At 67.8% G+C, this 25,712-nt stretch carries 24 protein-coding genes; 16 read left to right on the top strand and 8 right to left on the bottom strand.

Annotated elements, in window-relative coordinates; genetic code table 11:
* Positions 1–33 precede the first annotated feature (33 nt).
* From CFB34_RS01195 to CFB34_RS01170, 6 genes are all read left to right on the top strand, one after another.
* The gene (locus tag CFB34_RS01195; protein WP_089443266.1) at positions 34–843 is read left to right on the top strand and encodes an energy transducer TonB; all 810 of its coding nucleotides are present in this window, start codon (positions 34–36) and stop codon (positions 841–843) included.
* Positions 844–884: 41 nt separating this feature from the next.
* Complete coding sequence (locus tag CFB34_RS01190; protein ID WP_089443265.1) at positions 885–1,598, top strand: MotA/TolQ/ExbB proton channel family protein; 714 nt, start codon at positions 885–887, stop codon at positions 1,596–1,598.
* Positions 1,598–2,008 carry a biopolymer transporter ExbD gene (locus CFB34_RS01185; RefSeq protein ID WP_089443264.1) on the top strand — a complete coding sequence of 137 codons (411 nt, stop codon included), beginning with the start codon at positions 1,598–1,600 and terminating at the stop codon, positions 2,006–2,008. Before CFB34_RS01190 ends, CFB34_RS01185 begins: the two co-directional genes overlap by 1 nt.
* A 34-nt stretch (positions 2,009–2,042) precedes the next feature.
* Positions 2,043–3,119, top strand: a complete 1,077-nt coding sequence (locus CFB34_RS01180) for an ABC transporter substrate-binding protein (RefSeq protein WP_089443263.1) — start codon at positions 2,043–2,045, stop codon at positions 3,117–3,119.
* Positions 3,116–4,333: an MFS transporter gene (locus CFB34_RS01175; protein ID WP_089443262.1), complete on the top strand. Its 1,218-nt coding sequence runs from the start codon at positions 3,116–3,118 to the stop codon at positions 4,331–4,333. The genes CFB34_RS01180 and CFB34_RS01175 overlap by 4 nt, the downstream gene beginning before the upstream one ends.
* Positions 4,334–4,546: 213 nt before the next feature.
* Entirely contained in the window at positions 4,547–6,859 is a 2,313-nt protein-coding gene (locus CFB34_RS01170) for a TonB-dependent receptor (RefSeq protein WP_089443261.1), read from the top strand.
* A 54-nt stretch (positions 6,860–6,913) separates the two neighbouring features.
* Here CFB34_RS01170 and CFB34_RS01165 read toward each other — a convergent pair whose 3' ends face one another.
* Positions 6,914–7,873: a LysR substrate-binding domain-containing protein gene (locus CFB34_RS01165; RefSeq protein ID WP_089443260.1), complete on the bottom strand. Its 960-nt coding sequence runs from the start codon at positions 7,871–7,873 to the stop codon at positions 6,914–6,916.
* Positions 7,874–8,057: 184 nt separating this feature from the next.
* Here CFB34_RS01165 and CFB34_RS01160 point away from each other — a divergent pair, with 184 nt between their 5' ends.
* From CFB34_RS01160 to CFB34_RS01150, 3 genes are read left to right on the top strand one after another with little or no spacing between them, the layout of a single operon-like run.
* Positions 8,058–9,182, top strand: coding sequence for a M20 aminoacylase family protein (locus tag CFB34_RS01160; protein ID WP_089443387.1), 1,125 nt, complete (start codon positions 8,058–8,060; stop codon positions 9,180–9,182).
* A 47-nt stretch (positions 9,183–9,229) separates the two neighbouring features.
* The gene (locus tag CFB34_RS01155; RefSeq protein WP_089428293.1) at positions 9,230–10,018 is read left to right on the top strand and encodes an ABC transporter substrate-binding protein; all 789 of its coding nucleotides are present in this window, start codon (positions 9,230–9,232) and stop codon (positions 10,016–10,018) included.
* A gap of 52 nt (positions 10,019–10,070) precedes the next feature.
* On the top strand, positions 10,071–11,261 hold the full coding sequence (locus CFB34_RS01150; RefSeq protein ID WP_089443259.1) for a porin: 1,191 nt from the start codon (positions 10,071–10,073) through the stop codon (positions 11,259–11,261).
* Between the two features lie 53 nt (positions 11,262–11,314).
* On the opposite strand, the gene CFB34_RS01145 is transcribed toward CFB34_RS01150, so the two are convergent.
* Complete coding sequence (locus tag CFB34_RS01145) at positions 11,315–12,334, bottom strand: NAD(P)-dependent alcohol dehydrogenase (protein ID WP_089443258.1); 1,020 nt, start codon at positions 12,332–12,334, stop codon at positions 11,315–11,317.
* A 126-nt stretch (positions 12,335–12,460) separates the two neighbouring features.
* Between CFB34_RS01145 and CFB34_RS01140 the strand changes: the two genes are divergently transcribed.
* Positions 12,461–13,372 carry a LysR family transcriptional regulator gene (locus tag CFB34_RS01140; RefSeq protein WP_089443257.1) on the top strand — a complete coding sequence of 304 codons (912 nt, stop codon included), beginning with the start codon at positions 12,461–12,463 and terminating at the stop codon, positions 13,370–13,372.
* A 45-nt stretch (positions 13,373–13,417) separates the two neighbouring features.
* On the opposite strand, the gene csgH is transcribed toward CFB34_RS01140, so the two are convergent.
* The 6 genes from csgH to CFB34_RS01110 all read right to left on the bottom strand — a co-directional run bounded on the left by csgH (position 13,418) and on the right by CFB34_RS01110 (position 17,897).
* Entirely contained in the window at positions 13,418–13,738 is a 321-nt protein-coding gene (csgH, locus tag CFB34_RS01135; protein ID WP_089443256.1) for a curli-like amyloid fiber formation chaperone CsgH, read from the bottom strand.
* A gap of 70 nt (positions 13,739–13,808) precedes the next feature.
* A complete protein-coding gene (locus tag CFB34_RS01130; protein WP_089443255.1) occupies positions 13,809–15,182 on the bottom strand; it encodes a hypothetical protein in 1,374 nt (457 codons plus the stop codon).
* A gap of 132 nt (positions 15,183–15,314) precedes the next feature.
* A complete protein-coding gene (locus CFB34_RS01125; RefSeq protein WP_089443254.1) occupies positions 15,315–15,857 on the bottom strand; it encodes a hypothetical protein in 543 nt (180 codons plus the stop codon).
* Positions 15,858–15,885: 28 nt separating this feature from the next.
* On the bottom strand, positions 15,886–16,785 hold the full coding sequence (locus CFB34_RS01120; RefSeq protein ID WP_089443253.1) for a CsgG/HfaB family protein: 900 nt from the start codon (positions 16,783–16,785) through the stop codon (positions 15,886–15,888).
* A gap of 62 nt (positions 16,786–16,847) precedes the next feature.
* Positions 16,848–17,270 (bottom strand): curli assembly protein CsgF, encoded by a 423-nt coding sequence (locus CFB34_RS01115; protein ID WP_223274286.1) that lies wholly within the window; start codon positions 17,268–17,270, stop codon positions 16,848–16,850.
* A 45-nt stretch (positions 17,271–17,315) separates the two neighbouring features.
* Entirely contained in the window at positions 17,316–17,897 is a 582-nt protein-coding gene (locus tag CFB34_RS01110) for a CsgE family curli-type amyloid fiber assembly protein (protein WP_179243702.1), read from the bottom strand.
* Positions 17,898–18,510: 613 nt separating this feature from the next.
* Here CFB34_RS01110 and CFB34_RS01105 point away from each other — a divergent pair.
* From CFB34_RS01105 to CFB34_RS01080, 6 genes are all read left to right on the top strand, one after another.
* Positions 18,511–20,469: an arylsulfatase gene (locus CFB34_RS01105; protein WP_089443251.1), complete on the top strand. Its 1,959-nt coding sequence runs from the start codon at positions 18,511–18,513 to the stop codon at positions 20,467–20,469.
* Positions 20,470–20,485: 16 nt separating this feature from the next.
* Entirely contained in the window at positions 20,486–21,535 is a 1,050-nt protein-coding gene (locus tag CFB34_RS01100; protein WP_089443250.1) for a formylglycine-generating enzyme family protein, read from the top strand.
* Positions 21,532–22,341 carry a MetQ/NlpA family lipoprotein gene (locus CFB34_RS01095; RefSeq protein ID WP_089443249.1) on the top strand — a complete coding sequence of 270 codons (810 nt, stop codon included), beginning with the start codon at positions 21,532–21,534 and terminating at the stop codon, positions 22,339–22,341. The genes CFB34_RS01100 and CFB34_RS01095 overlap by 4 nt, the downstream gene beginning before the upstream one ends.
* On the top strand, positions 22,335–23,321 hold the full coding sequence (locus tag CFB34_RS01090; RefSeq protein WP_089443248.1) for a flagellin N-methylase: 987 nt from the start codon (positions 22,335–22,337) through the stop codon (positions 23,319–23,321). Before CFB34_RS01095 ends, CFB34_RS01090 begins: the two co-directional genes overlap by 7 nt.
* Before the next feature lie 65 nt (positions 23,322–23,386).
* Positions 23,387–23,713 carry an antibiotic biosynthesis monooxygenase gene (locus tag CFB34_RS01085; RefSeq protein WP_089443247.1) on the top strand — a complete coding sequence of 109 codons (327 nt, stop codon included), beginning with the start codon at positions 23,387–23,389 and terminating at the stop codon, positions 23,711–23,713.
* A gap of 197 nt (positions 23,714–23,910) precedes the next feature.
* Positions 23,911–25,611, top strand: a complete 1,701-nt coding sequence (locus CFB34_RS01080; protein ID WP_089443246.1) for a hypothetical protein — start codon at positions 23,911–23,913, stop codon at positions 25,609–25,611.
* The last annotated feature ends 101 nt before the right edge of the window (positions 25,612–25,712 follow it).

Genomic DNA, 25,712 nt, shown 5'->3' with positions numbered 1-25,712 from the left:
CGCGCCGCGGCGCGTCATTGCAAGGAGTCGAGCATGACATGTCTGACGATCGAATACGGCGTGCCGCCGGCACGCCGGCATGCGGCGCGTGCTGCGCCGCGTGCGGGTGCGAGCGGGGCGGCGGCGGTCGCGCGTCCGCCGTCCGCTTCGCCATCGGCACGGCCGGATGCGCCGAAGGCGAAGCCGGGCGCGTGGCGCGTCACGGGGGCGATTGCGCTCGCCGTCACGGCGCTGCATGCGGGTGTCGCGTTGCTGGCCGCGCGCACACCTGCCGCGCCGCCCGTGCAGCCGCCGCGGCCGCTGCCGATGACGGTCGAACTGACGCGGCCGCCCGAACCGTTGCCGCAGGCCGCGCATCCGCCGCCACCGGCAGTGCCGCCGAAGCCGCTGAAGCAGGCGCCGACCCCGCCGAAGCCGCGTGCGGCCGTCGCGCATCCGGCGCCTGCGCCCGCTGCCGCGCCGCAAGTCACCCGCGAGGCGGCCGCGGCGACGGCGGCACCGGCCGCCGCCGCGCCCGCCGCACCGGCTCCCGCGCCGGCCGCGCCTGCCGCACCGGTGCGCGAAACCGCACCGATCGGCGACGCGGCCTACCTGCGCAACCCGGCGCCCGACTATCCGGCGTTCGCGCAGGATCAGGGCTGGGAAGGACGCGTCGTGCTGCGCGTGCACGTGCTCGCGAACGGCTCGCCCGATTCCGTCGAGGTCCGCACGAGCAGCGGCCGCCGCATGCTCGACACCGCGGCGGTGGCCGCCGTGAAGCGCTGGACGTTCGTGCCCGCGAAGCGCGGCGACGAAGCGGTCGACGGCTGGGTCAACGTGCCGATCGATTTCAAGCTGGGCTGACCCGCCGGGCGGCCCGCCATATTTTTCAAGGAACTCACATCATGAACGGTATTCCGACCACCTTCATCGTCCAGGGCGCGCTCTGGCTGCTTGTCGTCTTTTCCGTCGTCACGTGGACGCTGATCGTCGTGAAGGCGATCCAGAGCCTGCGGGCGAGCGCGCGCAACCGGCGCTACGTCAGTGCGTTCTGGGCGGCGAACAGCTTCCACGAGGCCGCCGCGCTCGACGGCGCGAACAGCCCGGTGGGCGAGCTCGCCGCGACGGGCTTCGACGCGCTGCGGCGCGCCGACGAGAGCAGCGCGCACGATCTCGAACACAGCTGGAGCCGTCACGACCTGCTCGAACGGCATCTGCGGCAGCAGATCCACAACGCGCGGCGGCGCGAGGAGACGGGGCTGGCGGTGCTCGCGTCGATCGGCAGCACCGCGCCGTTCGTCGGCCTGTTCGGCACCGTATTCGGCATCATCCATGCGCTGACCGCGATCACGCACAGCGCGTCGGCGAGCATCGACGTCGTGGCCGGGCCGATCGGCGAGGCGCTCGTCGCGACCGGGATCGGCATCGCGGTCGCCGTGCCGGCCGTGCTCGCATACAACTTCTTCGTGCGCCGCGTGAAGGCCGCGTCGGCCGACCTCGACGCGTTCGCCACCGATTTCGTCACGCTCGCGCAGAAGGCCGGCTTCCGCGTGCCGGCCGCCGCCGCGCCCGCGCCGGTACGCCGTGCCGGCGACACCCGTCAGGAGGCCTTCGCATAATGGCCTTCTCCTCTTCCTCCGACAACGACGACGTGCTCAGCGAAATCAACATCACGCCGCTCGTCGACGTGATGCTCGTGCTGCTCGTCGCCTTCATCGTCACGGCGCCGCTGCTGAACAACGCGGTACACGTGAACCTGCCGAACACCGTCGCCACGGCGCCGGCCGATCGCAAGCCGAACGTCACCGTGAGCGTCGACGCCAAGGGTGTCGTGTATCTCGACAAGCGGGCGGTCGCGCTGGCCGCGGTGCCGGCCGAGCTGGCCGCACTGAAGGCCGGCCGGCCCGACGTCGCGCTCGACCTGCAGGCCGACGAGCACGTGCCGTACGGCACGGTCGCGAAGCTGATGGCCGCGATCGAGCATGCGGGCATCACGCGGCTGTCGGTGCTCACCGCGCCGCGCGGCTGACGCGCGGTTCACGACTCTGTCCAAGAACGCATCCATGAGCATCACGGCTTCCTCCAATGTCCAGTCGATCTGGTACACACGCTGTCCGGTGCCGACGCCGCTCGGCATCGCCGCGCATCTCGGCTGGCTCGACAGCGAATTCGCCGGCGACGGCATCACCGTGCGCGCGCTGCAGGAGAGCCAGCACGCGGCACTGCATCACGCGCACGTCGATCATTCGCTCGACAACGCATTCCGGCAGGGCGGCAGCATTCCCGCGCTGTGGGCGCGCGCGGCCGGCGCCGACACGCGCGTGGTCGCGCTGACCTGGGTCGACGAGGCGCAGGCGATCGTCGCGCTGCCGGAAAGCGGGCTGACGCGGCCGAAGGACCTGCGCGGGCGCCGCATCGGCCTGCCGCGCCGCGACGGCGAGCGCATCGACATCTTTCGTGCGGCGGCGCTGCGCGGCTTCGTCAGTGCGCTGTCGCTCGACGGGCTCGGCCCCGCCGATGTCGAATGGATCGACGTGCCGGCGTCGAACCTGCGCGCGCCGGTGCCGACCCCGGCGACGCGCGACGCGGCCTTCAGCCATCCCGCGAGCCTGTCGAGCCGCCGGCTCTACGCGGCCGAAGCGGCCGCGCTCGTGCGCGGCGAGGTCGACGCGATCTACGTGAAGGGGTCGCTCGGGCTCGAAACCGCGCACCTGATCGGCGCGCAGGCGGTCGTCGACATCGGCTTTCATCCCGATCCGCAGATCCGTATCAACAATGGGTCGCCGCGGCCGCTGACCGTCAATGCGTCGACGCTCGAACGGCATCCCGACATCGTCAGCCGCTTCCTCGCGCGCGTGACCGATGTCGAAGGCTGGGCGCGCGAGCACGAGCAGGACGTGCTCGGCTATCTCGGCCGCGAGACGGGATCGGGCCATGACTGGCTGCGGCTCGCGTACGGCGCGGACGTGCACCGGCGGCTGCGCACCGATCTCGACGAAGCATCGATCGCCGCGCTCGACGATTTCAAGCGCTTCCTCGTCGAATGGCGCTTCCTGCCGGCCGACTTCGACGTGCATGCGTGGATCGACCGGCGTGCGCTCGACGGCATCGCGACGCGGTCTCGCGACGCCGCGCGGTGAGCGCATCGGCACGCGTCGCCGACGCATGGCGGCGCGAGCGTTTCACCGGCGGCTTCATGCTGCTGGCGCTCGCGAGCGGCACGACGATCAGCATGGCGCAGCTCGCGACGACGCTGTACACGCTCGCGCTCGGCGTCGACAGCGCCCGGCTCGGCATCATCGCGGCGATGGAGCCGCTCGGCATCGCGTTGATGACGCTGCCGGCCGGGTTGCTCGTCGCGCGCTACGGCGCGCGGCGCGTGTACTTCGTCGCGAGCATGGGGCCGATGCTGCTCAATCTCGTCGTGCCGTTCACCGGCGCGTGGCCGCTGATTGCGCTCACGCAAGTGTTGATCGGACTGTGCATCCCGTTCCGGATCGTGTCGATCAACGGCGTGTTCCTCGCGCGTCTCGCGCAGATCGGCCTCGCGCGCGCCGGCTGGTACCGCGCGGCGATGTCGGTCGGCACCGGCATGGTCGGGCCGTGGCTCGCGAGCGGGCTGATCGGCGCGCACGGCGCGGTCGCGACGTTCTGCGTGGCATCCGCGAGCTTCGCGGGCATGGCGCTGTTCAGCCGGACGCTGCTCGGCGATGCGGAGCCCGCGGCCCGCGGTGCGCCGCCTGAACCCGGCGGCCTGCGCGCGTTGCTGGCGCTTGCGTGGAGTTACGACGTGCGCGAGCAGCTCGTGCTGGAAGCCGTGAACAGCGCGACCCGTTCACTCGCCGGTGCGTATACGGTGGTGCTGGCGATCCAGTCGCTCGGGCTGTCGCAGACGAAAGCCGTCGCGCTGCTGACGCTGCAGGGCGTCGTCGCGGTGATCGCACTGTTCGGGCTCGGGCACGTCGCGCAACGGATGACCGCGCGCCGTTGCCAGGCACTCAGTCTTGCCGGTGGCGTGGCCGGCTTGCTCGCGTTGGGCCTCGCCCATGACGCATGGGTCGTCGGCGCGGGGCTCGCCGCGCTGTGCGCCGGCTCGTCGCTGCTGCATCTCGTCAACATGCAGCGTCTCGGCCGTCACCCGGCCGACAAGAGCCAGGTATCGAGCCTCTACAACCTTGCCTCGATGACGGGCGCGTTCTGCGGCCCGCTGGCCGGCAGCGCGCTCGTGCCGATCGTCGGGTTGCCGGGCGTGTTTCTGTGCTGGCTGCCCATCGTCGTGCTGGTCGGGCTCGCGCTGCGCGCGTCGACAGGGCGGCGCGAGGCATCGCGTGCTGCAACTGCGAAGCTGTCCTGACGACCGTCGAATCGGGTGGGGCGGAATCCGCGCGGTGTTGCGTGACCAGCAGTTTGCTCCCCGTCACAGATGCGCATGCAGCAACACCTGCACCACGCGCAGGCTGGAAGCCCCGTGCGACGGGCTTCTCGATGCTGGCATCCGAATTGCAATAGATCACCCGTGCGTCGCGCACGCACGTGCGTTCAACCGATCAAACAGGATGACTCATCGATGTTCAGGAAAAAACTAATCGTCACCGCGCTGGGGGGATTGCTGACGGGCGCAGCCGTATCGTTGCCCGCGTGGGCTGAAGAGGGCGCGGTGACGGCGGCGCCGGACGCGAAACCGGCGCAACCGGGCGCGGACGATGCAGCCGCGGCGGCGCCGACGGCCGCCCGTGCGACCCGCGGCACGGCCACACGCGAAACGAATCTCGGCACGGTGACGGTGACCGCGCGCCGGCGCAAGGAGAGCATCCAGGACGTGCCGGTCGCGGTGAGTGCGCTGAGCGGCGACACGATCAAGAACAACGAACTGCGCGTGGTGAACGACGTCACGAAATATGTGCCGAACTTTACCGGCCAGTCGACCGAAGGCCGTGAGCGGCCGCGCTGGTTCCTGCGCGGCGTCGGCAGCAACGATCCGTCGGACCTGTCGTTGAGCCCGATCGGCGTGTACTTCGACGACGTCTACATCAACAGCGTGTTCGGGCAGGGCTTCCCGCTGTTCGACCTCGACCGCATCGAAGTGCTGCGCGGCCCGCAGGGCACGCTGTGGGGCAAGAACACCGTCGGCGGCGCGCTCAGCATCACGTCGCAGAAGCCGACTTTCGACGTGAGCGGCTACGGCAAGATCGGGCTCGGCCAGTACAACAGCCGGCTCGCGGAAGCCGCGATCGGCGGCCCGATCGGCAAGAACGACGTGCTGGCCGCGCGCGTGTCGGTGTATCACGAGAACGCCGACAGCTTCTACACGAACACGGTGCAGCAAGGGCGCTTCGGCGGCTTCCACGACAATGCGGTGCGCTTCCAGGTGCTGGCCGTGCCGACCTCGGATACCGACTTCCTGTTCAACATCCACGGCCGCAACTACACGGGCGGCGGCAATGCATGGCACGCGCAGGGTGCAGGGCCGGGCGGCGCGAACCAGTTCGGCTTCGTCGGGTCGAGCGATCCGTACACGGTGTCGCTCAATGCGCCGTCGAGCGATCACATCTCGACCTGGGGCACGTCGCTCACCGCGCACTGGCGCATCAACCCGGCGGTGACGCTGACGTCGATCACCGCGTTCGAAGGGCTGCACCGCTGGTACCAGGACGACGAGGACTATTCCGCGTTCGATGCCGCACGCTCGCACGATCGCCTGTCGAGCCGCCAGTTCTCGCAGGAATTCCGGCTCGAATCGCCGCAGAACGACCGGTTCAGCTGGCTCGTCGGCACGCACCTGTTCACCGAGCAACTGGCCGAGCAGGGTGCCGGCGGCGGCCTGCCGGGCTCGCCGTCGCCCGCGTTCTACCACCTGACCGACCTCACGCAGCACACGCAGAGCGCGGCGATCTTCGGCAGTGTGAAGTACCGCTTCACCGACCGCTTCAACGTGACCGGCGGGCTGCGTTACACGATCGAGCGCAAGAATATCAACCTGACTGGGCTGCAGGGCACCGGCAACGTGACGTTCAGCAATCCGGGCAGCTGGTGGGATCCGTCGTCGGTGTCGTCGCCGCTGGCGGTCAGTGCGCGGCAGAACCAGACGAACACGTGGCGCGCGCCGACCTGGGACCTCACGCCCGAATATGCGCTCAGCAGCAACGTGCGGGCGTATTTCCGCTATGCGCGCGGCTTCCGCTCGGGCGGCTACAACGGCAACGCGTACACGCAGAGCACGGTGTCGACGGTGTCGCCGGAGTACCTGACCGACTACGAAGTCGGCATCAAGAGCGAGTGGTTCGACAAGCGGCTGATCGTCAACGCGAGCGTGTTCCACTACGACTATCGCGACATACAGGTGTTCGCGCTGGCGCCGAACCCGTTCGGCGGCCCGCCGGTGTCGACGCTGTCGAATGCGGGGCAGGGGCGCGCGGACGGCTTCGAGCTGGAGCTGAAGGCGCAGCCGGTCAACAGCCTCTACCTGTTCGCGAACCTCGGGATGCTGAACACGCGCTACACGGAGTTCCGCTACGTGCCGACTGCCGTCGGCAATTCGTTCGCGCGTTCGCCGCATACGACGATCAACGCGGGTTTCGACTATCGCGTGCCGGTGTCGTTCGGCACGCTGACGGCCGGCGGCGACGTGAATTACCGCAGCCTCGAGTACTTCAGCGCGACGCGGCAGACGATGCCGCAGCTCTGGCAGGGCGGCTACACGGTGCTGAACGCGCACGTGTCCTACACGACGCCGAACCAGAAGTACATCGTGACGGGCTACGTGACGAACCTGACCAACAAGGTCTACAAGAAGCTCGAGCTGCTGCCGTCGTATGGCGCGTATCCGGAGCTGTACGGCGATCCGCGCACGGTCGGAATCACGCTGACGGCGAAGATCTGACGGGCAACATGCGGCGGCGCGGCGGCGAGCCGCGTTTGCCGCGCCTGCCGCGCGTCAGATCAGCAGCGACAGCGTCCTGAACAGCGCGAGATCCGCCTTGCGTGCCGAGCGCGCATGCCGGCGGATCACGTGCAGCAGGCAGTCGATGAAGCAGCGCGCGGCGTCGCTCAGCGTGCTGCTGCGCCGCGTGACGATCCCGAGGTCGCGCGGCTCGAAGGTCTCCTTCAACTGCAACGCGCGCATCCGCTCACCGAACGACGGCACGGCCGCGAGGATCGTCGGGCACCACGTGCACATGTCGGCCTGCTCGAGCATCGTCTGCAGCATCGCCACCGACTGCGCACGCACGATGCGCCGCTCGTCGATTTTGGCGCCGTGGCGCGTGAACAGGTAATCGACGAGCGCGGCCTGCCCGTCGGCCGCGAAATTCAGCACCCAGTCGTGGTCGAGCAGATCGTGGATCGACCGCGCGTGCTCGAGCGGATGGCCGGCGCGCACCATTACCGCGGTCTCGTAGCGCAGCATCGGCTCGAACGCGAATTCCTGCGTGCCGCCCGGTTGCACGTGCCCGAGCGCGAAGTCCATGCTGCCGTCGCGCAACAGCGGCTGCGCGACGGCCATCAGCGCCTCGTAGAGCTCGAGGCGCACGTCGGGCATCTGCTCCCGAAAACGCAGCACCGCTTCCGCGAGGAAGGTCATCGTCAGCCACGGCGTGACGCCGACGCTCAGCCGGCCCTCGACGCGGCCGCGCATGCGCTCGAGATCGCTCTGCGCGTGTTCGAGCTGCTTCAGCACGAGCTTCGCGTGTGTGAGCAGCGTCTTCCCGTATTCGGTGAAGCCGATCCCCTCCGGCGCGCGGACCAGCAGCGGCAGGCGTTCGCTCGCCTCCAGCTCGCGCAGCGCGCGCGTGACGGCCGCCTGCGACAGCCCGAGCGTGCGCGCCGCGCCGCGGATGCTGCCGGCCTCCGCGCTCGCGACGAGCGCCTGCAACTGATGCAGCTTGATCGTGCTCATGGTGCGATACCCGACAACGAAAGGTTGTCATCATAACGAAACCGCGGCTGTTCGCCGGGATTTTCGCTGCCTACGATGCGGACACGATCGGTCATTCGGGCGATCGGCAACCGGAACGCATCGAGGAGAATCGGGGTTGGACCACACACACATCCAGCCGGAAATGGCGGCCATCGAGGCGGAAATGATCGCGCTGCGCCACCGGCTGCACGCACATCCGGAGCTTGGCTTCGAGGAACACGCGACGAGCGATCTCGTGGCCGGCCTGCTGACAACGTGGGGTTATCGGGTGACGCGCGGGCTCGGCGGCACGGGCGTGGTCGGCACGTTGACGCGCGGCGCCGGGAAGCGGCTCGGGCTGCGCGCGGACATGGACGCGCTGCCGATCCGCGAGACGACCGGGCTGCCGCACGCGAGCCGCTGCGACGGCGTGATGCACGCGTGCGGCCACGACGGCCACACGGCGATGCTGCTCGCGGCGGCGCGCTGCCTGGCCGAGCGGGAACGCTTCACAGGCACGCTGAACCTGATTTTCCAGCCGGCCGAGGAAGGGCTCGGCGGCGCGAAGCGGATGATCGACGACGGACTGTTCGCGCAGTTTCCGTGCGATGCGGTGTTCGCGATGCACAACGTGCCGGGCCTGCCGGCCGGCGTGCTTGGTTTCTGCGACGGCCCGGCGATGGCCTCGGCCGACGAGGTGCAGGTGCGCGTGACCGGGCGCGGCGGGCATGGCGCGGCCCCGCATACGACGATCGATCCGGTGGTCGTGTGCGCGTCGATCGTGATGGCGCTGCAGACCGTCGTGTCGCGCAACGTGAACCCGCAGGAGATGGCGATCGTGACGGCCGGCTCGATCCATGCGGGCGCCGCATCGAACGTGATTCCGCCGCACGCGGATCTGGCGCTCAGCGTGCGTGCGCTGTCGCCGGACGTGCGGAAGCTGCTTGAACGGCGCATTCGCGAGATCGTGCACGGGCAGGCCGCGAGCTATGGCGCGAGCGCCGAGATCGACTACCGGCACGCGTACCCGGTGCTCGTCAATCACGCCGCGGAAACCGCGTTTGCCCGCGACGTCGCCCGCGAATGGGGCGGCGATGGCGCGCTGATCCCGCACCTGCGGCCGATCGCGGCCAGCGAGGACTTCGCGTTCATGCTGGACGCGTGCCCCGGCAGCTATCTGTCGATTGGCAACGGCGACGGCGCCGCCGGATGCGGGCTGCACCACCCCGTCTACGACTTCAACGACGCGTGCCTCGCCACCGGCGCGAGCTACTGGATTGCACTGGCGGAGCGCTACCTCGCGCGATGAGCCCGCACGATTTTGACTGACGATTCACACAAGGAAGGAGACTGGCAATGAAGCAGTGGAAACGGATGGCGGCGCTCGCGGTGGCGCTGGCGGCAGGGGCGGCGCATGCGGGCGACTGGGCGGGCAAGGAGATCCGCCTCGCGGTCGATCCGACTTACCCGCCGCTCGAATACAAGCTGCCCGACGGCACGCTGACGGGTTTCGGGATCGACATCACGAACGCGTTGTGCGCGGAGCTGCATGCGCGCTGCGTGTGGGTCGAGTCGAGTTTCGACGGGATGATCCCGGGGCTGCTCGCGCGCAAGTTCGACGTGATCGCGTCGTCGATGACGATCACGCCGAAGCGCCAGCAGCAGATCGCGTTCACGAACCGGATCTCGAATGCGCCGGCGCGCCTCGTCGCGCGCAAGGGCTCGCCGCTGCTGCCGACGGCCGACGCGCTGAAGGGCAAGCGCGTGGGTGTCGAGCAGGGCTCCGCGCAGGCCGACTACGCGGTCGCGAACTGGCAGCCGGCCGGCGTGCAGGTCGTGTCGTACCAGAACCAGGACCAGGTCTATGCCGATCTCGTGACGGGCCGGCTCGACGCGGCGTTCCAGGCATCGATCGCGGCCAGCGACGGCTTCCTGAAGAAGCCGCAGGGCAAGGATTTCGCGTTCGTCGGCGCGGCGATCGACGACGTGAAGTACTTCGGGCAGGGCGACGGGCTCGGGCTGCGCAAGCAGGACAACGACCTGCGCGAGGCCTTCAACCACGCACTTGCGACGATCCTCGCGAACGGCACGTACCAGAGAATCAACAAGAAGTACTTCGACTTCGACATCTACGGCGCGAAGTAAGCGGCGACGCCCGGAAAACGGGCAGTCACGACACGATAAATAAGGAAAACGAATGAACTGGAGATTGGCTTTCGTCGCGGTACCTGCGCTGTGTGCGGCGCCCGCGTTCGCGTTCGCGCAGGGCAGCGTCACGTTGTACGGGCTCGTCGATGCGGGTATCGACTACACGAACAACGTCGGCGGCCACGGCGCGTGGCAGATGGCGAGCGGCTTCGCGCAAGGTAGCCGCTGGGGGGTGAAGGGCACCGAGGATCTGGGCGGCGGCTACAGCGCGCTGTTCCAGCTCGAGAACGGCTTCAACGTGAACAATGGCACGCTCGCGCAGGGCGGCCGCATGTTCGGGCGGCAGGCGTACGTCGGGCTCGGCAGCGCGCGGTTCGGCACGCTGACGCTCGGCCGGCAATACGATGCGGTGGTCGACTATCTCGCGCCGACGACCGCGAACGGCAGCTGGGGCGTCTATCCGTTCTCCCATCCGCTCGACAACGACAACACCGGCAACACGTTCCGCGTGAACAACACGGTGAAGTATGCGAGCCCGGATTTCGCCGGCTTCTCGTTCGGCGGCACATACAGTTTCAGCAACGACACGGGCTTCGCGAACAACCGGCAGTGGAGCGTCGGCGCGCAGTACGAGCAGGGCGGCTTGCTGGTCGGCGCGGCGTTCCTGAATGCGGACAACCCGGGCGCGACGGCGGGCGGTGCGATCGCGGGCGCGGGATCGGTCGGCGCCGATGCGAACTTTGCGTCGGCGCGGCTGCGGATCTTCGGGGCCGGCATCAACTACACGGCGGGGCCCGCGACGGTCGGGTTTGCGTACACGAACAGCAACGTCACGCGGCCGAGCGCGAACGTCGGCTACCTGTTCGGCGACGAAACGATCGAGCCGGTGACCGGCCCGCTCGCGGGTGGCACGGTGTCGTCGATCAAGTACCAGAACTTCGAGGTGAACGGCAAATACCAGTTCACGCCGGCGTTGTTCGTCGGCGCGCAGTACGTGTACACGACGGTGCGCTACGACGCGACGACGGGCAGCGCGAAGCCGAAGATCCATTCGCTCGGGCTGATGGCCGACTACAGCCTGTCGAAGCGCACGGACGTGTACCTGATGGGCGCGTACCAGCGGATCGCGGGCGACGCGACGGGCTCGTCGCTCGACCAGGCCTATGTTCCCGGCGCGGCGGACCTGTCGTCGACCTCGAAGCAGCTGATGGTTCACGCGGGGATCCGTCACAAGTTCTGACGGCGCGATGACGGAAGAGGTGGCGGGCCGAGCGACCCGCCGCCTCGATGCGCTTACTGCGCGACGCGGATCACGACCTTCCCGAAGTGCTGCCCCGATTGCAGATACGCATACGCCTGCGGCGCCTCGTCGAAGCCGAACACGCGATCGACCACCGGCCTGATCTGCTTCGCGTCGACGAGCCGCACGACGTCGTCGAGCATCGCGCGGCTGCCGACCATGATCCCGTGCAGCTGCCGGATCCCGCCGATCAGCGACAGCAGCCCGAGTTCGGGGCCGGCGAAGCTGCTGAGGCCGCCGATTACCGACACGATGCCGCCCAGCTTCGTCGCGGCGACCGAGCGCGGCAGCGTGTCCTTGCCGCCGACTTCGACGACCAGATCCGCCCCCGCGCCGCCGGTGAGCCGCAGCACCTCGTGCTGCCACTCGGGCGTCGCACGATAGTTGATGGTCGCGTCCGCACCGAGTGCGTGGGCGCGCTCGAGCTTCGCATCGCTCGACGACGTGACGATCGTGCGCAGCCCCGCCGCATGCGCGAGCTGCAGCGCGACGATCGACACTCCGCCGGTGCCGAGCAGCACGACGGTCGCGCCGGGCGCCAGGCCGCCGTCGGTGAACAGCGCGTTCCACGCGGTAATCCCCGCGCACGACAGCGTCGCCGCCTCGTCGTAGTTCAGATGCGCGGGAATCGCGACCAGCGCGGCTTCGTCGGAGACGAAATGTTCGGCCAGCACGCCGTCGAATTGCGCGCCGGGCGACCCGGAGACTTTCTGCGGCGTGGGCGGCCCGTCGATCCAGTGCGGGAAGTACGTGTTGATCACGCGATCGCCCGGCTTGAAGCGCGTCACGTCGCGGCCGGTTTCGACGACTTCGCCGGCGCCGTCGGCCACCGGAATCAGCGCGTCCGTGCCGATGCCGAGATAGTCGCCGCGCGCGAACATCAGGTCGCGGTAATTCAGCCCGGCCGAGTGGATTTTCACGACCACGTCGGTCGGCCCGACCGCGCGGCGTGTCGCGTCGATGCGCCGAAGGCCGGCCACGCCGTCGCCCGGTTTCACTTGCCATGCGTGCATGTCGACTCCTTTTCGAGATAGAGCGGACTATCATAGTGTTGCGCACACGGACGCATTGGCGAGAATTCGGCCGATGACTGTCGCCTGTGCGGACACAACCCTGTGACCCAACTGGAGCGGAATGGCATGGACGAGCGGCTGAGAGGCGTGGCCGAATTTGTCGACGTGGTGGAGTCGGGTAGCTTCGCGGCGGCCGCGCTGCGGCTCGGCGTCACGCGCTCGGCCGTCGCGAAGGTCGTCGCACGGCTCGAACGCCGCCTCGGCGCGCGGCTCCTGCAACGCACGACCCGCCAGCTCGGCCTGACCGATGAAGGGCTCGTCTATTACGAGCAATGCCGGCGGCTGCTGGCCGAACTCGGCGAGACGGAGGCCGCGCTCGACGCGGGGCAGCGCGAGCCGGCGGGGCGGCTGCGCGTCAGCGTGCCGGTGCTGTTCGGGCGGCAATGCGTGGCGCCCGTCATGCGGCGCCTCGTCGAGCGCCATCCGCGGCTCGAGATCGACGTATCGTTCAGCGACCGCGTGGCCGACCTGGTCAACGACGGCTTCGACATCGCGGTGCGCATCGGCGAGCTGGCCGATACGAGCGCGCTCGTCGGCCGCAGGCTCGGCGTGCAGCGCATGGGGATCTGCGCGTCGCCCGCGTATCTCGACCGTCATGGCCGGCCGGCGGGGCTCGACGCGCTCGCGTCGCACGTCGGCATCGCGTACTCGCGCGGCGGGCAACCGACGCCGTGGCGGGTTCTCGGCGCGGACGGCGCGGTGCACGACCATCGCCCGGCCGGCCGCCTGCGGCTCGACGACCTGCAGGCGATCGCCGATGCGGCCGCCGCCGGCGCGGGCCTCGCGTGGCTGCCGTGCTGGCTGATGGCGCCTTACCTGCGCGACGGTCGCCTCGCGCTCGTGATGGACAGCAACAGCGTGTCGGGCGCCGAAGTGTTCGCGGTGCGGCCGGCCTCGCGCCAGGTGCCGTCGAAGGTGCGCGTGGTCATCGATGCGCTCGTCGACGAGATACCGCGCATGCTGGCGTCGGATGAGTGAGGCGGGCGCGGTGCGGCGTTCGCGCCGGGCCCGCGCCGCACCGGCTCAATTCGCGGCCTGGTGCGGATTGCAGTCCACCGAATACTCCGCGTGCTCGCCATTGACGTGCAGGACCAGCGTCGCCATGCAGATGTCGCCCGAATCGACGCTCAGCCGCAGCGTCGCGAGCGGCCGGTCCTCGCCGCCGGCGAGTCGCGATTCGCCGGAGCGTGTGAGCGAGGCCGAGCCGGCGCCGCCGGTTTTGGTGATGCGCAGGCTGTACGACACGTCGACCGGCGCGGCCGCCCGCACGTGCGGCACGATGTTCACGCCGCCGGCACTGGCGGCGATGTCGAAATAGGCGTTGAGATCGTGAATGCCAACCATGATCGTCCCCTGTCGAATGAAAAAAGGCCGAACGGGCAACCGTCCGGCCTTTTCGTGACACCGGCGGTGCTCAGTGCTGCTTGATCGACGCGGTGTTGAAGGCGCCCGTCTGGCTGATGCTCGCGTAGTTGCCGTTGCCCTGCTGCAGCAGCGTGGCGTTGTTGCTGAAGCCGACCTGCGTCACGTAGCCCTGGTTGCCCGTGCCCGACACTTGCGACGCGTTGATGATGTTGAAAGCACCGGTTTGCGAGAGGCTCAACAGGTCATCCGCACCCGTCTGCGACGCATTGGCGTAGTTGCCGATGTCGCCCGACTGGCTCACCGTCGTCGACGAACCCGATGCCGATTGCGCCACCGACGCCACGTTGTCCGCCGAAGCCTGCGTGATGGATGCCGTCGAACCGTTCGAGCTGTTCTGCGAGATCGACGCCGTGTTGAACGCGGCCGTTTGCGTGATGGACGCGCTGTTGCCGTAACCGTACTGCTGCGTGATCGTTGCGTTGTTCGACGCGGCCGACTGGTTGATCGTCGCGCTGTCGCCGGACTCGTACCACTGGTTGACCGTGGCGTTGTTGCCGTCGGCGGTCTGCGTGATCGACGTCGCGTTGCCGGCCGCCGCGAGCTGGTGCACCGTGGCGTTGCTGCCGCTCACGCCGCCCGATTGCGAAATCGTCGTCGAGTTGCCGGCGCCGAACGACGAATTCACGGTGGCGGTGGCGGTGCCGCTCTGGGTCGTCGTGACCTGGTCGCCAACCTCGCCGAACTGCGTCACGCTGGCGTTGGTCGTGCCGCCCGTTTGCGTGATCGACGTCGCGTTCCCGCCGCCCCAGGTCGTCTGGACGTTCGCGGTGCCGTTGTTGCCGGTCTGCGTGATGCCGACGGTGTTGCCGATCGTATCCGTCTGCGCGACGTTCGCGGTGTTGACGATCGCCGACTGGCTCGGCGAGCCCTGGTTGATCGTCACCGCGTTCCAGCCGCCGCCCTGCTGCGTGATCGACGCGCTGTTGAGGTAGGTGTACTGGTTGATCGTGTTGGTGTCGTATTGCGGGCCGCCCGTGTAGACCGACGTCGTCTGCGTGATGGTCGCCGAGAAGTCGCCGCCACCGGACTGCGTCACATAGTTCCGCTCATGCGACGTGCCCGTCTGCGACACGTTCACGCTCGAATACGGCTCAGCCCACCCGGAGGTCTGCTGGATCACGGTCGTGTCGCCGCTGCCGCCCGCGGTCGTCACGTTGGCGACGAACCCGTAACGGGGATCGTCGGCGGCTGCCGCCTGGTTGATCGCCACCGAATCACCGTTCGTCGCCGTCTGTTCGACGGTTGCCGAGTTGAAGCTACCGATTTGCCCGACGCTCACGTTGTTACCCGACGAATCGGCCTGTGCGGCAGCCGATGCGAGCATCAGCACTGCGATTGCGATTGCAGACTTGGTCACCTTCATTTCTTGCTCCTGATTCGAAAGAAAATTCGCCGGAAAAGTCGATCTTTTGCCGGCACCCCCGCCAATTGAGGACGCTCTCACGTCCCACACGTCACACCACTTGAAGCAAAGCACCTGCAAACTGCATGACCGTTACCGCGTCAGCACCGTCGCGCGCGCACCGTTGCCGGTCTGGATCACCTGGATGCCGGTGTTCGATCCGCCCTGCACGAGGTTCACCGCGTTGTTGCTGCCGTTCTGCGTGACGCGCGCCGACAGCGACGTGCCGACCTGTGTCGAGTCGACCGAATTGCCGGCGCCGTTCTGTTGCACCTGCAACGTGTTGCCGTTGCCGCGCTGCGTCGCATTCAGCTTGTTGCCGACACCGGCCTGCGACGCCGCGATCCAGTTCTGCGCCCCGGCCTGCCGCGCGACGATCGCGTTGCCGTCGCCGGCCTGCCAGATCAGCGCACCGTTGTGGCCCGCCTGGTCCAGCGACGCGGCATTGCCGACACCGCTCTGGCGGACCGCGACGATGTTGCCGCTGTAGTCGAATGCCGGTTCGGGCGGGCCGAGGTCGTTGAGCGGCACGGGAGCCGCTGCAGCCGCCTGCATCGTTGCCGCTGCCCACACGGTCGCGAGCACCCGCCACGCCGCGCGGGCGCGCCCGTTCCGATCACGCTGTCGATTCATCATGTGTTCTCCGCTGGCCGGCCTGAGCCGGTTAATGAGTGGACGCGCCCTGGCGATCGATCTTCTGCGGGTCGTACGCGGTGTTCGCGTCCTCCATGTCCTGCGCGTATTTCCGGTCTTCCTGCAGATACCGCTGCATCGTCGGGTCGTACCAGTCCTGGTCGTTCTTCAGCGCCCAGGTCTGGTTCGCGACCCCCTGGACGATCAGGTGCGTGAGCGCCGATTCGATCGCCTCGTTCACGCAGATCTGCGCGGGTTCGTTACGCGTCAGCCCGGCTTCCGCCTGCAGCAGGTCCTTGAAGCCGACGAAGCGATAGATGCCCGTGTCGACCTGGTAGGAGTAGACGGTCTTGGTCGTCGACACGCTGTTGAGCACCTGCCCCGTGCGGATGTCGATCGCGCGCAGGTTGACCGTGACCTGGTCGATCCGGTATTGCGTCGATCCGCTGATCCCGAGGTACGCGACGCCGGCCCCGCCGGTCCGCACGTTCGTGTCGTAGCCGACGATGCCGCCCTCGAGCACGATGTTCGCGGGCATCAGCGGCGCCATCGCATCGTTCTGCGCCTTCTTCGCATCCGCGCCGTCGGTGGCGCGCATGATCTTGCGTTCGGTCAGCAGGTCCTGCAGGTTCTCGCGTTCCACCGGCGTGAACCAGCCGGAGTCGCGCATCGCCTTGACGAGGAACGACGCGCCGCCCTGCGTGACCTGCGACGAGAAGGAGCTGTCCGGCGAGGCCTTGTACTGCCCGGTCAGATCGCGAAAGCCGTACACGGCCGCGACGATCTTGCCCTTCGGCGGCGGCAGGTGCGTGAGGTCGCGCGTGGTGCGCGTCGGCGGCGTCAGCGTCGCGTTGCTCAACGCCGGCATCGGCCGCGTGACGCAGCCGGCGAGCGCCAGCAGCAACACCGCGCCCATGGCGACCCGTGTCATCCCCGTGTTCAAGCGTGTGCGTTCAGCATTTTTTTTCATGATTCGCTCAGTCGTTTTTTGATTTATTGGCCGTTGCTGACGATGAACGTCGAGGTCGCACCCGTCGTCTTGTCGGTGGTCGTCACCTGCAGGTTGCCGTTGCCGGCCGCACTCACGACGATCGTGAAGTTGCCCGTGCTGATCGTCCCCGGCTTGAGCTCGCCGTTGGTGCCGACGATCGAGTTCGTCACCGAGCCGGCGACGCGCGACAGGATCGCCTGCTGCAGCTGCGCATTGAACTGGTCGAGCGATGACGTGGACGTCGGCGATGAAAAGGCCGACAGCGACGGATCCGTGTGCTTGTTCTGCGCGTTGGCCTCGTTGAGCAGATTGGGACCGTTTGCCGGGTTGCCGCCGAAATTCGGGTTGTTCGGCTGATAAACCAGCGTCGACGACCACGCATACGGCGACACCGCGGTCATCGCGACCAGGGCGATCAAGCTCAATCTGATTCGATTCATTTTCCCCAACCCCCGTTTTTGATTAATCGATTAAATTTCGTCTTTGGCCAGATCCGAATCGGGAAACAGCAAATTCGAAAGATCGTCCTGAATGACGGTCTGAAAGGAAATGCCGGCGGCGCTTTCGGCCACGGCCTTGACGTTTGCCCGTGCGATCGGCAGGAAAGTCTGGAATACGCGCTTTTGCTGGAATTCGACCCAGATCAGGCTGCCGTAACGCCCGGACGGGCGTTCGTGAATGGCGACCATGTAGCGCTCGCTCAGCGGGATTTCCGACCATGTCTGCGAGAAGTAGGTATAGAAATCGCGGCCGGCGAGCGTCACGGCATCGGTCGTGACCGTGCCGCCGAGCTGGTCTTCCGGGAGGGCGTGGCGGGTGGCGGCCCGGGCGCCCGCCGATGCGGCGCCGGCGGCCGGCTTCGCCGCGGCCGGGCCCGCGCCGGGCGCGGGCGTCGGGGCTTCAAGGACGCGTTCGGCGTTCAGCAGCGTCGAGGGCGGCGCAATCGGATGCCCGCCGTTTACCGCCGCGGACGGCGGTGCGTCGACGGTGTCTTGTGCCTGCGCGCGCGCCGTCGCGAATAGCGACAGGCACGTCACGGCCCCCCAGGCCAATCGCCTCCTTGCGCTCGATACCATTTCCCCGACCCCGGAATCATTTGTACGAAATAAGGCCCCGCCCGATTTTCGGGTTATTCGTTCCTGGTGGAACGCGGCACATGGTGGGGGAAGTCAGCAAGAGGCATGCCTGCCGTTGTTTTAAACGGCATATTTTGTTAAGTCGTTATTCGTCTAATTTTTGAGTTGCATATTTCCGTCACGTAAAACGTTTGCGAGTTAGATATTCATTAACAAGCTTTCTTTTATAAATAGAGCATTACAGTTTGATCAGACGATATTTTCTGAAAATCGTGATTTAAAAATTCCTGGCGATGCAGAGGCGGAGAAAACGTAACGTGTTGCTACGGGTTCGGCCGTAACGACACGACGTAACGTCCCGTTACGCACGTGAAATCGTCGGACGAAAGCGCGGGTTCCGGTGCTCGCGACGATTCCCGCGCGCCGGTTTCGGCGTGCATCGCGCTCGCGCACATGTGTGTGCGCTGATGTCGGGCATTCTGTTTGCGCGCATATTCCGTCACCCCGTTAGCATGTGACGAATCGGACTTTGGTTGCCGCGTACGCGACGCTAAGATCGCCGATCCCGTAGATCGAGCGTTCCAGAACAATGAAAAAGTCCGCGTCGCCGTTGCATGCTTTTCGTTTCCGTGTCGTCTGCGCCGCGATTGCCGGCGCGCTGTCGCTTGCATCGTGCGGCGGCGTCGACAGCGGTTCGCCGTCGTCCCAGACGAACACCACGCCGCCGCTGGCCGCGAAACGCCCGAACATCCTGTACATCATGGCCGACGATCTCGGCTATTCCGACATCCATGCATTCGGCGGCGAGATCAACACGCCGAACCTCGACGCGCTCGTCGCGTCGGGCCGCATCCTGTCGAACCATCACACGGGCACCGTCTGCGCGATCACGCGCGCGATGCTGGTGTCCGGCACCGACCACCATCTCGTCGGCGAAGGCACGATGGGCGTGCCGACCGACGAACGGCGCGGGCTGCCCGGCTACGAGGGCTACCTGAATGACCGTGCGTTGTCGTTCGCACAACTATTGAAAGATGCCGGCTACCACACGTACATCGCGGGCAAGTGGCACATCGGCTCGGGGATCGTCGGCAGCGCGACGGGCAGTGGGCAGACGCCCGACCAGTGGGGCTTCGAGCGCAGCTACGTGCTGCTCGGCGGCGCGGCGACGAATCACTTCGCGCACGAGCCGGCCGGCTCGTCGAACTACACGGAAGACGGCCGCTACGTGCAGCCTGGCCAGCCCGGGCAGCCGGGCGGTACGGGCGGCAGCCCGGCCGTGTTCTATTCGACCGACTTCTATACGCAGAAGCTGATCTCGTACATCGATTCGAACCAGCGCGACGGCAAGCCGTTCTTCGCGTACGCGGCCTATACGTCGCCGCACTGGCCGCTGCAGGTGCCCGAGCCATGGCTGCACAAGTACGCGGGCGTGTATGACGCCGGCTACGATGCGATCCGCAACGCGCGGATCGCGCGGCAGAAGGCGCTCGGCCTGATTCCCGCCGATTTCAAGCCGTTCGACGGCCTGCCTGAAACCACGGCGGCATCGCCCGCGACCGCGAACAACGGCACGGCCGCCGCGAAATACATCAGCGCGGTGCATTCGGCCGCGGACGGCTACAGCGACTACGGCCCCGGCAAGGTCGACAAACTGTGGTCGAGCCTGTCGCCGGCCGAGCGCAAGGCTCAGGCGCGCTACATGGAGATCTATGCGGGGATGGTCGAGAACCTCGACTACAACATCGGCCTGCTGATCCAGCACCTGAAGGACATCGGCGAATACGACAACACGTTCATCATGTTCCAGTCGGACAACGGCGCGGAAGGCTGGCCGATCGACGGCGGCGCCGATCCGACGGCGACCGATACCGCGAACGGGCAGGACCCGATCTATTCGACGCTTGGCACCGACAACGGCAAGCAGAACGCGCAGCGCCTGCAGTACGGGTTGCGCTGGGCCGAAGTGAGCGCGTCGCCGTTCCGGCTCACGAAGGGCTATTCGGCCGAAGGCGGCGTCTCGACGCCGACGATCGTGCGCCTGCCGGGCCAGACGCAGCAGTTGCCGACGCTGCGCGCGTTCACGCACGTGACCGACAACACGGCGACGTTCCTCGCGGTCGCGGGCGTCACGCCGCCGTCGCAGCCGGCGCCGCCGCTCGTCAACACGCTAACGGGCGTCGACCAGAACAAGGGCAAGGTCGTCTACAACAACCGCTACGTGTATCCGGTCACCGGCCAGTCGCTGCTGCCGGTGCTGACGGGCACGGCGACGGGCGAGGTGCATACCGCGCCGTTCGGCGACGAAGCGTACGGCCGCGCGTACCTGCGCAGCGCCGACGGCCGCTGGAAGGCGTTGTGGACCGAGCCGCCGCTCGGGCCGCTCGACGGTCACTGGCAGCTGTACGACCTCGCGGCGGATCGCGGCGAGACGACCGACGTGTCCGCGCAGAACCCGTCTGTGGTCAGCACGCTCGTCGACCAGTGGAAGACCTACATGAGCAACGTCGGCGGCGTCGAGCCGCTGCGTCCGCGCGGCTACTACTGAAGCCGGGAGCGACACGATGCGGTTCCGGTTCTGGACGATCGGCGCGGCGCTGGCCGCCACGCTGTTCGCCGCCGCGTTCGCGGCCGGCTATGCGAATCCCGTCGCGCCGGCGGGCGGCGCCTTCGACGACGCGAATCGCGGCCGCGCGCTCGCGCCGCTCGGCTCGGAGCAACAGTGCGCGCGCTATTCGGGGCTGCCGGCCGGATGGCGCGACGACCCGAAGGCCGGGATGGTGCACCTGCGCGGCGGCGCGTTCGTGTTCGGCAGCACGCGCGGCTATGCGGACGAGCGCCCGGCGGGCGACGGTCGCACGCGTGTCGGCGGGTTCTGGATCGACCAGACCGACGTGACGATCGCGCAGTTCGCCGCGTTCGTGCAGGCGACCGGTTACGTGACCGAGGCCGAGCAGCAGGACGGGGCGGCCGTGTTCCATGTGCCGACGCGCGACGAGATGAACGCGCGCGATCTTGCCTGGTGGTCGTGGGTGAAGGGCGCGTCGTGGCGTCACCCGCACGGGCCGGGCAGCGGCATCGACAGGCTCGGCAACCTGCCCGTCACGCTCGTCACGCAGCGCGATGCGCTCGCGTATGCGCGCTGGCTCGGGCGCGACCTGCCGACCGAAGCGGAATGGGAATACGCGGGCAAGGCCGGCCGCGACGACGCAGCGCTCGACGCGGCGCCGCGCGATGCGCAGGGCAAGCCGGCCGCGAACTACTGGCAGGGCGTGTTCCCGGTGCTCGATACGGCCGAGGACGGCCATGCGGGGCTCGCGCCCGTCGGCTGCTACGCGGCGAACGGGTTCCGGCTCTACGACATGATCGGCAATGCGTGGGAATGGACCAAGGACGCATACACGGGCCCGCACCAGTCGCATACGAACGGCGACACGGCGGCCGTCGCGCCGCCGACGCGGAAGCACGATACGCCGATGGTCATCAAGGGCGGCTCGTTCCTGTGCTCGCGCGATTACTGCGTGCGCTATCGCGCGTCGTCGCGCGAACAGCAGGAAGCCGATCTCGGCGCGTCGCATATCGGGTTTCGCACGATTCTGAGGGATGCAACATGAGGCGGGTCGTGCATGACGTGGGCGCGTGGCTGATGGCCGCGTGTGTAATCGTTCATTCGGGTTTGACCGTGGCCGCCGAATCGGCCGCACCGACGGTGCGCGTCGGCGTGACGCGCGGCGTGCATGCGCAGATCCTCGACGAAGTGAAGCGGGTCGCCGCATCGCGAGGATTCGGCATCGACGTCGTCGAATTCGACGATGCATCGCGCATCGACGCGGCGCTGGCCGACGGCCGGATCGACGCGGCCAGTTTCGAGGATGCACATCAGCTTGCGGCGACGCGCGCGCAGAAACGCTACGCGCTGACCGAAGTCGCGCCGACCGTCACGCTGCCGATGGCGCTCTACTCGCGCAAGCTGAAGAACCTGAACGAACTGCAGCCCGGGGCGACGGTCGCGATTCCCGCCGATCCGCGCGGGATGGCGCGCTCGCTCGTGCTGCTGCAGAACGACACGCTGGTGACGCTGCGCGAGCGGGCCGGCCTGCATGCGACGCTGCGCGACGTGACCGGCAACCGGCTCGGGCTGAAGCTCGTCGCGCTGCGGCGCGATCGCCTTTATGCCGCGCTCGACACGGCCGCGTTCGTCGCGATCGACAGCGACGATGCCGCGCGCGCCGGGCTGCAACCCGCACGCGACAGCATCAGCCTCGAGGATGCGCGCTCGCCGTATGCGAACGTGCTGACGGTGCGCGAGGCCGATCGCGCGAAGCCGTGGGTCACGCAGCTCGTCGCCGCGTATCACTCGGACGACGTCGCGCGCTTCATCCTCACGCGCTACCAGGATTCGGTGCGACGGCCGTGGTAGATACCTGGCTGCTCGCGTGCAACGCCTGTGGACGCTGCTGCAACAGCGCGCCGACGCTGTCGTTGCGCGAACTGTTCCGGCACGGGCATCGCTTCGTCGGTGCGCTGACGATCCGTCGCGTGCCGACGCGGCGAACCGGCGAGCGCTGGCGTGCGGGCGGCGGCGAGCACGCGCTCGATGCGGACGACGTCGCGGCTTCCGATGCGCTGTCGGCGCGGTTGTTTCATCGCAGCGGCGGCGCGGGGAGCGAATGGATCGCGCTGACGCTGCAGGGCTACGACTATCCGTCGCTCGGCCGTTGCGCGGCGCTGGCCGACGACGGGCGCTGCAGCGTGCAGACGGACAAGCCGTCGATCTGCCGCGCGGTGCCGCTCGATCCGATGCTGCCGGACCGCTTGCAGTCGCGCGTGCTGGCCGCGCGGCGCGACGATGCGGGATGGCTCGGCGCGAACTGCATCGTCGAAACGGCGGGCGCGCAATCTTCCGTTGAATCGTCATTCCCGATTCCGCTGGTGACGGCCGGACAGGTCGCGGACCGCGCGGCGCTCGACGCGTATCGCGATGCGCTGGTATTCGAGCGCGCGGTGTGGCGTGATGCCGTGTTCGCATCGTTGACCGATGGCGGGCAGGATGTGCGGCATGCCCTGTCGCGGCTCGCGCCCGGCGGCTACCTGACCGTGTCGATCGTGCCGGTGCTGCTGGCCGTTGCGTCGATATCCGCGCATTGCCGCGTGCTGTGTCAGACCTTCATCGACGCGCAACTTGCATTGATCGGCATGAACATCGAAGCAGCACTCGCGCGCCGTCACGCCGACGACCGGACCGCGACGCGCGAGTTGCGCGGCTTCGCGCAGGCGCTTGAACGGGCACGGCACGCCCTGGCCGCGATGCCGGTGCCCGCGGCCGGCGTGCGTGACGACGCCCCACGCATCGACGCGTGGCTCGCCGATCGGCCCGACTTCGATACGCTCGCCGCGTAACGACGGCGGCCTGCCGCACCTGCCTTACAATCGGCGCTCTTTCAATCGCTTTCGATGGAGCGGGCATGTACGCGTCGACCTTCATTTTCCGTGCCGGGCAATACGACGACGAATTCCACCGGCTCGACCGGCAGATCGCCGACATGGCGCGCGCGACGCCCGGCTATCTCGGCGAGGAGACGTGGGAAAACGCCGCATCGGGGCTGATCCAGAACGTCTATTACTGGGAGTCGGAGGCGGCGCTGCAGCAACTGATGCAACACCCGGCGCACCTCGAGGCGAAGACGAAACAGGCGCGCTGGCTGGACGGCTATCGCGTCGTGATTTCGAAAGTGTTGCGCGAGTATGGCGACGGCAAGCTCGCGCAGCCGCATGCGGGGCAGTCCGCCTGAATGGCTGTCTGATTCATTTCTTTCGCATTACGGATCAATAACGCGGTATTGCACCGGGAAACCCGCATCCATACGCGGGTTTTCGCGACCTCGCGTGCAATCAATTCTTCATCAAGCATGGCTAAGGTGGCGGGGCTTCACGTCGTCAGTCTGTCCACCCACAACGTCCTCACTCGCTGTCGTACGGAGCCTTGTCCATGCCGAATCTCGCCTTGTCCGCGAAGCGCCGCCGCGCGCTGCGCGATCGTACCGTTCCCGTCTTTGCACTCACGCTGATCGCCGCGAGCATCGGCGCGCACGCAGCTCCGCACGACAACGACGGCGACAGCCGTTTCGAGCCGGGTTTCGTGCCGGGCTTCCTGGTGCTCAGCCGCAGCGTGTACGACAACGTGTCGAGCAACGTCCAGCCCGGCGCGATCCTGCCGCCGAACTGCGCGAAGACCACCGGCGGGTGCGGTGCGGCATCCGGCGCGCCGAACGACGGCACCTATCCGACCGTGTGGAACAACGACCGCTACGACGGCAGCTTCGGCATCACGTCGCGCATCTTCCTCGACCAGATCACGCCGGCCGGCGGTGTCGTCAGCACGCTCGAAGTGCCGAACAGCCTGCAGAAAGGCTTCGCGCACGACCAGCTGGTGACGAGCTTCAGCTCGAAGTCGGAACTCGGCCTGCACCTGTCGCTCGACGGCCGCTATCTGACGTTCATGGGCTACGTCGCGCCGGTCAATACGGTCGACGTGTCGAATTCGAACACGCCGCTCGCGGTCGATCCGACCAACCCGGACGGGCAGAACTTCTATCGCGCGATCGCGCGCATCGATCGCCACGGGCATTTCCGCTTCACCGAAACGAACGCGTACAGCGGCAACAACGGCCGCGCGGCGATCCTGAACGATCGCGACGGCCGCGAGATCTACTACACGTCGGGCAACGCCGGCAACGGCGCGAACCCGCAGCCGGAGAACGTGATCCTCGGCGCGGGCGCGCAGCTCATCGACGGCGCGAAGCATCACGAAGCGCAGCAGGATCCGGGCGTGCCGACGCCGCTCGCGAGCTTCTCGGTCACGGAGCTCGGCGCGAAGGCCGACAAGATCGGCAAGGACGACAACTTCCGCGGCATCGCGGTGCACGACAACGTCGTGTACTACACGAAGGGCAGCGGCGGAAACGGCGTGAACACCGTGTACTTCGTCGATACGACCGGCACCGCGTGCCCGTCGGGCGTCGGCGTGCCGTCGCCGAAGGCCGTGCTGCCGACGGCGCCGCTTGCATACAACGCCGCCACTGTGCAAACGGCTGGCCTGCCGAACAACATGTGCGTGCTGGCCGGTTTCCCGAGCACGCCGAACAAGACCGCGACGACGCTTGCCTATCCGTTCGGGATCTGGTTCGCCGACGCGAACACGCTGTATGTCGCGGATGAAGGCGACGGCTATACGGGCGGCGCGGACCTGTACACGCACGCCGCCGCGCAGACGACGGCGGGCCTGCAGAAGTGGGTCTACGACGCGGGTGCGAAGCAGTGGAAGCTCGCGTACACGCTGCAGAACGGGTTGAACCTCGGCCAGCCGTATTCGGTTGCCGGCTATCCGGCGGGCAACAATTCGGCGACGGGCCTGCCGTGGGCGCCGGCGACGGCCGGCTTGCGCAACCTGACGGGTCGCGTCGAACGCGACGGCACGGTGACGATCTGGGCGATTACGTCGACCGTCAGCGGCAACGGCGACGTCGGTGCGGATCCGAACCGGTTGGTGGCGGTGCGTGACGTGTTGAAGAACACGAGTGCGGTGACGGCCGCGCATGAGCAATTCGCAGTGCTGCGGACTGCGAAGTTTGCGGAAGTGCTGCGGGGGATCGAGTTCGCGCCGGGGACGGATACGGGGCGGTGGCGCTGAGGTAACGGGGCTCGGTTGAGGCCGGGCTGAAAGTGAACGCGGCCACCGGATGGCGGCGGCCGCGTTTAGCTGGTTTCGCTTGCGCATCGCTGGGCGAGCGG

This window comes from Burkholderia sp. HI4860 (assembly GCF_002223045.2).
Classification (GTDB): Bacteria; Pseudomonadota; Gammaproteobacteria; order Burkholderiales; family Burkholderiaceae; genus Burkholderia.
Note: the sequence above shows the minus strand (reverse complement) of the source record. Positions and strands in the feature narration are given on the sequence as shown.